The organism is Sphingomonas sp. LM7, from assembly GCF_002002925.1.
GTDB lineage: Bacteria > Pseudomonadota > Alphaproteobacteria > Sphingomonadales > Sphingomonadaceae > Sphingomonas.
The window spans coordinates 3,817,220-3,829,061 of record NZ_CP019511.1 but is presented as its reverse complement, the minus strand read 5'-3'; the positions used below and the strand labels follow the sequence as shown (position 1 = coordinate 3,829,061).

Annotated in this window: 8 protein-coding genes; all 8 read left to right on the top strand. The window is 66.3% G+C overall.

Annotated features, from left to right (window positions below):
- Nucleotides 1-181 precede the first annotated feature (181 nt).
- The 8 genes from BXU08_RS17805 to BXU08_RS17770 all read left to right on the top strand — a co-directional run bounded on the left by BXU08_RS17805 (nucleotide 182) and on the right by BXU08_RS17770 (nucleotide 11,798).
- On the top strand, nucleotides 182-2,050 hold the full coding sequence (locus tag BXU08_RS17805) for a rhamnogalacturonan lyase (protein WP_171982566.1): 1,869 nt from the start codon (nucleotides 182-184) through the stop codon (nucleotides 2,048-2,050).
- A gap of 4 nt (nucleotides 2,051-2,054) precedes the next feature.
- Complete coding sequence (locus BXU08_RS17800; protein WP_077511297.1) at nucleotides 2,055-3,254, top strand: rhamnogalacturonan acetylesterase; 1,200 nt, start codon at nucleotides 2,055-2,057, stop codon at nucleotides 3,252-3,254.
- A complete protein-coding gene (locus BXU08_RS17795) occupies nucleotides 3,254-4,708 on the top strand; it encodes a glycoside hydrolase family 28 protein (protein WP_150125569.1) in 1,455 nt (484 codons plus the stop codon). The genes BXU08_RS17800 and BXU08_RS17795 overlap by 1 nt, the downstream gene beginning before the upstream one ends.
- A gap of 68 nt (nucleotides 4,709-4,776) precedes the next feature.
- Nucleotides 4,777-5,094, top strand: coding sequence for an L-rhamnose mutarotase (locus BXU08_RS17790; RefSeq protein WP_077511295.1), 318 nt, complete (start codon nucleotides 4,777-4,779; stop codon nucleotides 5,092-5,094).
- A complete protein-coding gene (locus BXU08_RS17785; RefSeq protein WP_171982565.1) occupies nucleotides 5,091-8,078 on the top strand; it encodes a beta-galactosidase in 2,988 nt (995 codons plus the stop codon). Before BXU08_RS17790 ends, BXU08_RS17785 begins: the two co-directional genes overlap by 4 nt.
- Nucleotides 8,075-9,265, top strand: coding sequence for a glycosyl hydrolase 53 family protein (locus tag BXU08_RS17780; protein ID WP_077511293.1), 1,191 nt, complete (start codon nucleotides 8,075-8,077; stop codon nucleotides 9,263-9,265). The genes BXU08_RS17785 and BXU08_RS17780 overlap by 4 nt, the downstream gene beginning before the upstream one ends.
- Before the next feature lie 32 nt (nucleotides 9,266-9,297).
- Complete coding sequence (locus tag BXU08_RS17775; protein WP_077511291.1) at nucleotides 9,298-10,413, top strand: glycoside hydrolase family 105 protein; 1,116 nt, start codon at nucleotides 9,298-9,300, stop codon at nucleotides 10,411-10,413.
- Nucleotides 10,413-11,798, top strand: coding sequence for a glycoside hydrolase family 28 protein (locus BXU08_RS17770; protein WP_077511289.1), 1,386 nt, complete (start codon nucleotides 10,413-10,415; stop codon nucleotides 11,796-11,798). The genes BXU08_RS17775 and BXU08_RS17770 overlap by 1 nt, the downstream gene beginning before the upstream one ends.
- Nucleotides 11,799-11,842 lie beyond the last annotated feature (44 nt).

Below are 11,842 nucleotides of genomic sequence, written 5' to 3'. Positions count from 1 at the left end.
GGCCCGCTTCTTCGGGAATGGGCTGAGCGGGCCGCGATCCTCGGATTGCGGCCCGTTTTCGCGTCCGGGGTACGCTACGACACAATCCCGAAATGTAAATCATCGTGCCATTTGTTGGGACGATATTGACTCCCGCTCGCGCCCGGCGCAGCTTCGCCGCAAAATAATCGGGGAGAGGTTCATGCTGACGGCACTCATCATCGCATCGGCGATTCCGGCGCAGGCGGCACCGATCGTCGCGGGGCGGCAAGTCGAGCGGCTCGATCGTGCCCTTGTCGCGGTGCCCGCGGCCGGCGGTGGCAACCATGTCTCGTGGCGGCTGCTCGCGACCGACGCGAAGCGCGCACGCTTCACGCTGTATCGCGACGGCAAGGCGATTGCGCGGATCGGCGGCAGGCAGGCGACGAGCTATCTCGACCGCGCCGGTACGGCGACGTCGCGCTACGCCCTCGCCGCGCGTGGCGCCGGGACGACGGCCTGGGCGAGCGGCTATCTGCCCATCCCGCTCGACAAGCCCGCCGACGGTCGCACCTCCGATGGCGAAACCTACAGCTACACCGCGAACGACGCCTCGGTCGGCGATCTCGACGGCGACGGTCGCTATGAGCTGATCGTCAAATGGTATCCCTCGATCGCCAAGGACAATGCGTTCTCAGGCTATACTGGCGCGACGCTGATCGACGCCTACACGCTCGAAGGCAAGAAGCTGTGGCGGATCAATCTCGGCCCCAACATCCGCTCGGGCGCGCATTATACGCAGTTCATGGTCTATGACCTCGATGGCGACGGCAAGGCCGAGATCGCGATGAAGACCGCTGACGGCAGCGTCGACGGCACCAACCGGATGATCGGTGATCCGCACGGCAGCTGGACCAGCCGCGAGGGCGAAGTGGACATAGACGACCGCACCGGCGCCAAGGTGCTACCCGACGGGAAGAAGGTCTCCGAACTCAAGGGCCGAGTCCTCATGGGCCCCGAATATCTGACCGTGTTCGATGGCGCGACCGGCCGCGCACTCGCCAGCGCGCCCTATGCTCCGGCGCGAGACCCGAGCGGCGACAATCCGAGCTACGAGCAGATGAAGGCGACCTGGGGCGACGGCTATGGCAATCGCTCCGAACGCTATCTCGCCGGCGTCGCCTATCTCGACGGGCGAAGGCCCAGCCTGGTCTTCGGCCGCGGCTATTATGCCCGCTCGACGGTCGCCGCCTGGGATTATCGGGGCGGCAAGCTCAGCATGCGCTGGCTGTTCGACAGCGCGGCGCCGGGCAACGAGAAGTTCGGTGGCCAGGGCAACCATCAGCTCTCGGTTGCCGATGTCGATGGCGATGGCCGCGACGAAGTATTCTACGGATCGATGGTGATCGACGACAATGGCAAGGGTTTGTGGTCGTCCGGCCTGGGCCATGGCGACGCGATGCACTTGTCCGATCTCGACCCCACGCATCGCGGGCTCGAGAAGTTCGGGGTGCACGAGAATATGCGGATGAGCGGCAATCGCGGCGCCGCGATGCTCGACGCGCGCACCGGCGCGATCCTGTGGTCGACCCCGGCCGACAAGGATACCGGGCGCGGCATCGCAATCGACATCGATCCGCGCCATCCCGGCGCCGAGGCCTGGGCAAGCAATTCGCGCGAGCTCTATGACGTGAAGGGCAACGTCATCCCCGGCGGACATCCGCGCGCGGCGAACTTCGCGATCTGGTGGGACGGCGATCGGCTGCGCGAGCTGCTCGACGGCAAGAAGATCACCAAATGGGACTGGACCACCGGCACCGAGAAACTGCTGCTCGATCCGCCGGGCGTAGTCTCGAACAATGGCACCAAGGCGAACCCGGCGCTCTCCGCCGACATTCTCGGCGACTGGCGCGAGGAGCTGGTGGTCCCGAGCGCCGACGGCACCGAGCTGCGCATCTACACGACGCCCATCCCCACCGGCGAACGCATCGTGACGCTGATGCACGATCCGGTCTATCGTCTCGGCGTGGCATGGCAGAACACCGCATACAACCAGCCCCCGCACACCTCGTACTTCCTCGGAGCGAAGTGAGGCGATGCTGCTGGCTGCGATGCTGATGGCGACGGCGGGACCGGTGCTGCGCTTCGATCTCGAGCCACCCAAGCGCGCCACCGGGCGCGTCGCGGTGGCGGCGGACAAACCGTACGAGCAAGGCGGCTTCGGCTATGAACCCGAGCGCCACGGCAAGGAATTCCTGTTCTCCGCCGCGGTTCCCGAGGGCAATTACAAGGTGACCGTCGGGCTCGGCGGGCGCGTGACGGTCAAGGCCGAATCGCGCCGGCTGATGCTGCGCGACATCACCACCAGGCCCGGCCAGTACGTCACCGCAAGCTTCATCGTGAACGTCCGCAATGCCCAGCTCGCCCCGCCGCCGGCCAATGCGCCGGGCGGCAGCCAAGTGAAGCTCAAGAGCCGCGAGGCGGGCAGCTATACCTGGGACGACAAGTTGACGCTCGAGTTCCTCGGCGATCCGCGGGTGGCCTCGATCGACATCGAGCCGGTCGAAGTGCCGACGGTGTTCCTCGCCGGCGATTCGACCGTGACCGACCAGCGCTCGGAGCCCGCGGCAAGCTGGGGGCAGATGCTGCCGGCTTTGTTCGGCCCCGACGTGGCGATCGCCAACCATGCGGAATCGGGCGAAACGCTCAAGTCGTTCGTCACCGAGCTTCGCTTCGACAAATTGCTCTCGCAGGTGAAGCCGGGCGACTGGCTGCTGATCCAGTTCGGGCATAACGACCAGAAGGCGAACTGGCCGCAGACCTATGCCGATCCGACGGTCACCTACCCCGCCTGGCTGCGCACCTATATCGCCGAGGCGCGGCGTCGCGGCGCGCATCCGGTGCTGGTGACCTCGCCCGAGCGCCGCAACTATGACGGCGGCAAGGTCAAGCGGACGCTCGCCGAATATGGCGAAGCCATGCGCAAGGTTGCGCGCGAGGACAAGGTGCCGCTGCTCGATCTGCAGGAGCGCACGGTCGCCTTGTACGAGGCGCTGGGCGAGGACGCGGCCTCGAAGCTGTTCAACGACGGCGGCAAGGACCGGACGCACCACAACAATCCCGGCGCATGGTTCCTCGCCCGCGCCGTGGCAGCGGACATCGCGGCGCAGGTGCCGGAGCTGGCGAAGCATCTGAAGCCCGCGGCGCGCAGCTTCGATGCGGCGAGCCCCGACCTTACCGAAGGCGCCATCGCCGCCAGCCTCGCCGAGAGCAACGTCCGGCCCGCCGGCAACTGATGCGCACCGGCGCGACCTTCGACGTTCGCGATTTCGGCGCGAAGGGCGACGGTGTCGCGCTCGACAGCCCTGCGATCAACGCCGCGATCCTCGCCGCCGAGGCTGCGGGCGGCGGCATGGTGATCCTGCCGCCCGGCGACTATCTCAGTTTCTCGCTACGACTGAAGAGCCGCGTCACGCTGGTGATCGATAAAGGCGCGACGCTGATCGCCGCCGAGAAGGGCCTGCTCGGCGCCTATGATCCGCCCGAGCCGCGCGGTCCGCAGTTGTACCAGGATTTCGGCCACAGCCATTGGCACAACAGCCTGATCTGGGCCGAGCATGCCGAGGATATCGCGATCATCGGCAAGGGCCGGATCCTCGGGCTCGGTCTCACCCGCAACGGCCCGGGCACGCCATGGAGCAAGCAGGCGGGCGAGCGACCGCTGTCGATGGCGGCCATGCCCGCCGCCGATATCGGCAAGCTCGAACGCTCGCGCGAAGCGATGCAGGGCCTGGGCAACAAGGCGATCGCGCTGGCACATTGCAAGCGCGTCCGGCTCGACGGCTTCAGCATCTTCAAGGGCGGGCATTTCGCGCTGCTCGCCAGCGAAGTCGACGGGCTCGACATCACCGACCTGAGCATCGACACCAACCGCGACGGGCTCGACCTCGATTGCGTACGCAACGCGCGGGTCGAGCGCTGCCGCGTCAACACGCCCAACGACGACGCGATCGTGCTCAAGACGTCGCTCGGCCTCGGCAAACGCTCCAACTGCGAGGACATCGCGATCCGCGACTGCACCGTCAGCGGCTTCGATCTCGGCACCATGCTCGACGGCACCCGCCAGCGCACGCAGGAGCTCTCCCCCGACCGCGACCGCGTCACTGGACGTATCAAGATCGGCACCGAGAGTAACGGCGACTTCCGCCGCATCCGCATCGCCAATTGCCGCTTCGAGCGCAGCCGCGGGCTCGCGCTCGAGACCGTCGACGGCGGAGCGATCGAGGGCGTGCTCGCCGAGAACATCACGATGGACGATGTCACCACCGCGCCGCTCTTTCTCCGCCTCGGCGCGCGGCTGCGCGGGCCCGAGGGCACCCGGCCCGGGGCGATGCGCAATGTCGAGATACGCGGACTAACCGCCACCGGCATCGACCCGCGCTTCGCCGCGATCCTCGCCGGCCTGCCCGAGCACCCGATCGAGTGCGTCCAGCTGCGCGACATCGACCTCGCCTTCCGCGGCGGGCTGTCCGAGCCGGTCGCAACTCCACCCGAACTCGCCGATGCCTATCCCGAACCGAGCATGTTCGGATCAACGCCGGCCTGGGGCTTCTGGGCGCGGCACGTGATCGGGCTCGACGTGCAGAAGCTGCGGCTGCGACGCGAACGGGACGATCGTCGCCCACCGGTGCTGCTCGACGACGCTGCCGCGCGCGCCGCGGATGCGCAATATTGGCCCGAGTCCGTTTGACGCCGCGCCGCGGTTCGACTATCCAAATGTTGTATTACAATCCCACATAATGGGTTCCAGGAGAGGGCATGACCAGCACCCACGCATTCAGGATGCAGCTGAAGCCCGGCGTCGTCGACGAATACAAGGCGCGCCACGACGCGATCTGGCCCGAGCTAGCCGAGCTGCTCCATGACAGTGGCGTCCGTGACTATTCGATCTTCCTCGACGAGGAGACGCTGTCGCTGTTCGCGGTGCTCAAGCTTACCGAAGACAACACGCGTGAGGCGCTTCCGGGACATCCGGTAATGCAGAAATGGTGGGATCACATGGCGCCGCTGATGGAAGTCGAACCCGGCAACAAGCCGAAGGAATGGGCCCTCAAGCCGGTGTTCCACCTCGCATGATCCGCGCAGCCCTCCTCGCCGCTTCGGCGCTGATCGCCGTTCCCGCCGCTGCGCAGGAAGCCCGCCAGACCGCCAACTTCAACGCACCGGTCAAGAGCTTCGGCCGGGTCTCCTACGACGCGCGCTCGCTGATGATCGACGGCAAGCGCCTCGTCGTCTGGTCGAGCGAGATGCACGCCTTCCGCCTGCCCTCGCCCGATCTGTGGCGTGACATACTCCAGAAAATGAAGGCGAGCGGGTTCAACACCGTCGCGCTGTATTTCGACTGGGGCTTCCACAGTCCGAAAAAGGGCGTCTACGATTTCAGCGGCATTCGCGACATCGACCGCCTGCTGACGATGGCCGAGGAAGAAGGCCTGTGGGTGATGACCCGCGCCGGCCCATACGTAAACGCCGAGCTGACCCGTGGCGGCTTCCCCGGCTGGCTGGTCAACCAGCGCGGCCGCGCCCGCACCGACGATCCCGAATATCTTGCCGCCTCGGACGAATGGCTGACCAGGATCAACGCGATCATCGTCAAGCATCAGATCAACGGCGACGGCAAGGGCAATCGCGGCAACGTGATCCTGCACCAGATCGAGAACGAGCTGGCGCTGACCACCCCGGCACAGCGCCGCTACATGGATCATTTGTTCGCCAAGGCGCTGGCGGACGGTATCAACGTGCCGATTTTCCACAACGACCAGGGGCGCAACGGCTATTGGGTGCCGGAGGATAGCAAGGTCGAGAAGACCGTCCCCGGTCCCAACCATATGTACGCGTTCGACGGCTATCCCGGCGGCACCTGCACGGTGAACGGCCAGCCCACCCGCGGGTCAGCAGCGCCCGACTGGGGTTATTACGGCCCCGGCGGCGCCAGGGGCGGTGCCTCGGCATCGCCCAACACGCCGGGCTTCCTTGCCGAGTTCGGCGGCGGCTGGTTCGACTATTGGGGATCGAACGGCGGATACGAGTGCAATGCGGTCCAGCGCGGCAAGCGCTTCCAGCGGGTGTTCTACGGCACCAACCTCGCCAACGGTATCCAGATCCAGAGCTTCTATATGGGCTTTGGCGGCACGAGCTGGGGCTGGCTGCCGGCACCGGTGGTGTTCACCAGCTATGATTACGGCTCGGCGCTGTCCGAGACGCGCGAGGTGCGCCCCAAGGCCGAGGAGTTGAAGCAGCTCGGCGGACTGATCGCCGCGGTGCCCGATCTTGCCGGCATGATCCCGGCGGGCAGACCCGAAATCTCGTCGGACCGCATCCAAGTCTATCACAACAAGTCGCCCGAGACCGACGCGCGCTTCCTGCTCGTCACGCACAAGCCCTCGAACGGCCAGACCAGCGACCGCTTCACCGTCACTGCCGACCTGCCCGACGGCCACTATACGCTGCCGCTCGAGCTCGACGGCTTCGACGCCAAGTGGCTGGTCGCCGGTGTGAACCTGGGTGGCCAGCGCCTCGTCTATTCGACGTCCGAGCTGCAAACGATCCTGAAGCAGGATAATCGCGACGTCGCACTGATCTACGGCCGCACCGGCGAGGCCGGCGAGACCGTGCTGCGCTACGCCAGCGAGCCCAAGGTCACCGTGCTCGAAGGCGGCGCGACTTCGACCTTCGACACCAAGGGCGACCTCAAGCTGCGCTACGCGCATCGCGGGCTTACCCGCGTGCGGATCAGCGGTGGCGGCCGCCCCGATTTGCTGCTGCTGATCGGCGACGAGGCTGAAGGGGCAAAGTTCTGGCGCACCGGTGACGTGCTCGTCCGCGGCCCTGCGCTGGTACGCAGCGCCAAGACCGCCAAGGGCGTGCTCGCCCTCACCGGCGACACAAGCGAAGCCACTCCGCTCGAGATCTGGGCACCGGCAGACGCTCGCAGCGCGACGTGGAACGGCCTCAAGGTTGCGACGACGCGCACCCATTCGGGCAGCGTCACCGCCACCGCACCCTTGGCGGCACCGGTCGGCTTCCCCCTCCCCGTGCTCACCGACTGGCGCGTCGCGGGCGGCTCGCCCGAGGCCGATCCCGATTTCAACGACCGCGACTGGGCCAGGATCGACAACCGCGCCTATGCCAGCATCACTGCGCGCGCCGATGGCCAGCCTAACATGCTGATGGACGCCTATGGCTTCCACGAAGGCGATATCTGGTATCGTGGGCGCTTTTCCGGCTCGGCCGATGCGCAGCGGCTCAAGCTGCACTACGGCGCCGGCGGCTCGGGGATGGTCCAGGTGTTCCTCGACGGCAAGCTGATTGGGCAGGACGAGATTCCCGCCGGGCTGCCGCGCCCTATTACTACGGGCGCGCCAAGCTTCACGCTGCCCGACACGGCGCGCGCGCCCGGCGAGCATGTGCTGTCGGTGATGGTGCGCAACAACGGGCATAATTGGGACTTGGACGCCGACGACTTCCACAAGGAAGCGCGCGGGCTGGTCTCGGCATCGATCGAGCCCGTCGCGGGCCCGAGCTTCGCGATCCCGATCGCGTGGAAGATCAACGGCCGTAGCGAGGATCTGTTCGATCCGGTGCGCGGCGTGCCCAACAATGGCGGGCTCGATGGCGAGCGGCGCGGCTGGACTCTGCCGGGGTTCAACGATCGCGGCTGGAAGATGGCTTCGCTTCCCGCCGCGCAGGCGAGCGAAGGCACGAGCTGGTATCGCACCGGCTTCGACCTCGCCGTGCCCAAGGGCCAGGATGCGACGATCGGGCTCGCCTTCGGCGACACGACCACGCCGCGCTCGAAGGTGGCCTATCGCGTGCTGATCTTCGTCAATGGCTGGAACATGGGGCAGTTCATCGCGCATGTCGGCCCGCAGCGCGTGTTCCCGATCCCCGAGGGCGTGCTCAACCATCGCGGCCGCAACAGCATCGCACTCGCGGTGACCAGCGACGGCGCGCCGGGCAATGCGCTCGAGGCGGTCAAGCTGGTGACGCTGCGCAATGTGAAGGGCGGCATTCCCGTGCGGATGGTCGCCGCCCCCGCAACGCCGGCAGAGCTCAAGTGAAGGCAACGCGCCGCCAGGCAATCGCAGGCGGTGCGGCGCTTGCGCTCGCGCCGCTCCCCGCGCGAGCGGCGAAGGGCGCGCGGCCCTGGCCCTATCTGATCGGCGCAGACATCTCCTGGGTGCCCGAGGACGAGTTCGCCGGCGCGACCTATTATCTCGACGGGGTGAAGAAGGACCCGCTCGCGATCTTCCGCGAGGCCGGGTTCAACGCGCTCAAGCTGCGGCTGTTCGTCGATCCGGCCAAGGGCTATTCGAAGGGCAAGCCGGGCGGCCCGTGGTGCAGCCTCGAACAGATCACCGACTTTTCGCTGCGGATCAAACGCGCCGGGTTCCACCTTTCGACGACGCTGCACTATTCGGACACCTGGGCCGATCCGCAGCACCAGAACAAGCCCGCCGCCTGGGCCGACCTGCCCTTCGCAAAGCTGGTCGACACCGTCCACCGCTACACCGCCGATACCTGGGCCGCGCTCAAAAAGGCCGGCGCCGCACCCGACCTCGCGATCCTTGGCAACGAGACGACCTTCGGGATGCTGTGGCCCGAGGGCCGCGTGCCGCTGACCATCCCGACCGGCAACCCGCAGACCGACGACGTCCATATGAAGGTGACCGGCGCGGGCGGGTATGATCGGTTCGCGGCGCTGCTCAAGGCCGGCGTGTCGGCGACGCGCGCGACCCTGCCCGGCGTTCCGCTGGCGATCCACAACCATCTCGGCCGGCACTGGCCGATCGTCCGCCACTGGACCGACAGTCTGATCGAGCGCGGCGTGGATTTCGATGCTTTGGGCTTCTCCTGCTACCAGCAGCAGGCCGAGGGCGATTGGGAACGTACCTTCGCCGAATTCGCCAGGCGCTATCCCGACAAGGGCTTCTTCGCGATCGAATATTCGTCGCGGAAACGCTATCTCAACGATCTCGTCCACGCGCGCGCCAATGGCTGGGGCAGCTATATCTGGGAGCCGACCCGGCACCAGGAAGCGATCTTCCTGAAAGGTGGCGTCAGCGCCGGCGAGGGACCCAAGCCCAATCTACTCTCGCAGGGCATCAACAGCGCCGAAGCGCCGGGTGCCGCGCCCGCGCCGCCAGCGCCGCGCAAGCCCCGCGATCACGGCGGCCGCTACGACGCCGATCCGACTTTCATTCGCCTCTACCAAAAGATGGCGAAGGACTATGGAGTCACCCAGTGACTCGCACCTCTACCCATACCAGGAGACTCTAATTGGCCGCCCTCACGCACGACGTTCCGCGCAGCGAGATCACGTCGAAAATCGATCTGCTCATGGACAATCTCGTCAACATCAAGGACGAGACCGGCGAATTCCTCCTCCATCTGGAAGACGGTCGCATCATCGACACCAAGGGCTGGGCCGGCTGGGAATGGACCCACGGCGTCGGCCTGTTCGGCATGTGGCGCTATTACGAGCAGACCGGCGACGACAAGGCGTTGGCGATCATCAAGCAGTGGTTCGAGGATCGCTTCGAGGAAGGCACGCCGACCAAGAACATCAATACCGTCGCACCGTTCATCACGCTCGCTTACCTGTACGAGCAGGAGCCCGACCCGCGCTACATCCCGTATCTCGACACCTGGTGCGAATGGCTGATGGCCAAGGACGGCCTGCCCAAGACCGAGGAAGGCGGCTTCCAGCACATCGTCTATAACGACGAGAATCCCGGCGAGATGTGGGACGACACACTGATGATGTCGGTGCTGCCGCTCGCCAAGATCGGCTTGCTGCTGGGTCGCCCGCAATACGTGGAAGAGGCCAAGCGCCAGTTCCTCGTCCACATCAAGTATCTCTTCGACAAGAAGACGGGCCTGTGGTTCCACGGCTGGGACTTCAACGGCCGGCACAATTTCGCCGAGGCGCTCTGGGCGCGCGGCAATTGCTGGGTGACGATCGCGATCCCAGAGATCATCGAGATCCTCGATCTGCCCGAAGGCGACGCGTTCCGCACCTTCCTGATCGATACGCTCGCCGCGCAGGTGAAGACGCTCGCCGAGACGCAGGATCCCGAGACCGGGCTGTGGCACACGCTGATCGTCGATCCGACCAGCTATCTCGAGGCCTCGGCCACCGCGGGCTTCGCGTACGGCATCCTCAAGGGCGTGCGGAAGGGCTATCTGCCGCGCGAATACGAGCAGGTCGGGATCAAGGCAGTGAAGGGCGTGCTCGCCAATATCGACGCGACCGGCGAGCTCCAGCAGGTCAGCTTCGGCACGGCGATGGGCGACACCCAGCAATTCTACAAGGACATCCGCCTGACCTCGATGCCCTATGGCCAGAGCCTCGCGATCTGCGCGCTCGGCGAGTTCCTGCGGACCTATATCTGATGTTCCGCCGCGACGTGCTGGCAGCGGGGGCGATGCTCCCGCTGCTTGCCGCCGCGCCTGCCCCGGCGCAGGGCGTACGGCGCAAGGCAGTGCGCGTCGCGGCGCCGTTCGACATGCCGGCGATCGAAATTCCCGATTTCGGCGCCGTGCGCGGCTTTCCGATCACCGAATATGGCGCGAAGCCCGACGACCAGCGGGCGAACCGGCGCGCCGTCGCCGATGCGATCGCCGCGGCCTATGCCGCGGGCGGCGGGCGGGTCGTGATCCCCGCGGGGATCTGGGCGTCGGGGCCGATCCACCTGCGCAGCAATATCGAGCTGCATCTGGAGAAAGGCGCTACGCTCGCCTTCTCGCCCGATCCTGGCGACTACCTCCCCGCGGTGCCGACGAGCTGGGAGGGCATCGAGTGCCTGAACTATTCGCCGCTGATCTACGCCTATGATTGCGAGAATGTCGCGATCACCGGCCAGGGCATCTTGCTCGCCCGGCTCGACACCTGGGCAATCTGGTATGCGCGGCCCAAGCCGCACATGGATGCGCTGGTCGAACTCTACCAGATGGCGCGCAAGGGCGTGCCCGTCGCCAGACGTGACATGACCCGAGCCGAGGCTAATCTCCGCCCGCACTTCATCCAGTTCAATCGCTGCCGGCATGTGCTGATCGAAGGCGTGCAGATTCAGAACAGCCCGTTCTGGACGATCCATCCCCATCTGTGCCGCGACGTCGTCATCCGCGGCGTGCGCATCGAAGCGCATGGCCACAACAACGATGGCGTCGATCCGGAGATGAGCCAGAACGTGCTGATCGAGGATTGCGTGTTCGACCAGGGCGACGACGCGATCTCGGTCAAGTCAGGCCGCGACCATGACGGCTGGCGGCTGCACACGCCTGCGCGCAACATCGTGATGCGCAACTGCCGTGTAAAGAACGGCCACCAGCTGATGGCGATCGGCAGCGAGCTATCGGGCGGGATAGAGAATGTCTTCGTCGACAATTGCCATTTCGACCATCAGGGCTCGAACGCGAAGAGCACGATCCAGAACATATTGTTCGTCAAGACCAACGAGCGGCGCGGCGGATTCGTGCGCAACATCCATCTGTCCAACGTCAGCGCGACCGAAGTCGCGGGCGGGGTGCTGAGCGTCGACACCGACGTGCTCTACCAATGGCGCACGCTGACTCCGACCTATGACCGCCGGCTCACCCCGATCGAAGGCATCCATGTCAGCGACGTGCGCGTCGAGCGCGCGAAGTTTGTCAGCGAGATCAAGGGGCAGGCCGAGCTGCCGGTACGCGACGTCACCCTCCGCCGGGTCCGCGTAGCGCAGGCCAGCGGCACGCCGGTGCACAGCGAGCACGCCATCGGCGTACGGGTCGAGGAATAGATGCCGGCTGCCACGCCCACAAATCCTTCCCCGCCAGGGGGCGG

Coding starts and splice junctions, on each gene's coding strand:
- BXU08_RS17805 (WP_171982566.1), top strand. CDS start 182: ATGCTGACGGCACTCATCATCGCATCGGCGATTCCGGCGCAGGCGGCA.
- BXU08_RS17800 (WP_077511297.1), top strand. CDS start 2,055: ATGCTGCTGGCTGCGATGCTGATGGCGACGGCGGGACCGGTGCTGCGC.
- BXU08_RS17795 (WP_150125569.1), top strand. CDS start 3,254: ATGCGCACCGGCGCGACCTTCGACGTTCGCGATTTCGGCGCGAAGGGC.
- BXU08_RS17790 (WP_077511295.1), top strand. CDS start 4,777: ATGACCAGCACCCACGCATTCAGGATGCAGCTGAAGCCCGGCGTCGTC.
- BXU08_RS17785 (WP_171982565.1), top strand. CDS start 5,091: ATGATCCGCGCAGCCCTCCTCGCCGCTTCGGCGCTGATCGCCGTTCCC.
- BXU08_RS17770 (WP_077511289.1), top strand. CDS start 10,413: ATGTTCCGCCGCGACGTGCTGGCAGCGGGGGCGATGCTCCCGCTGCTT.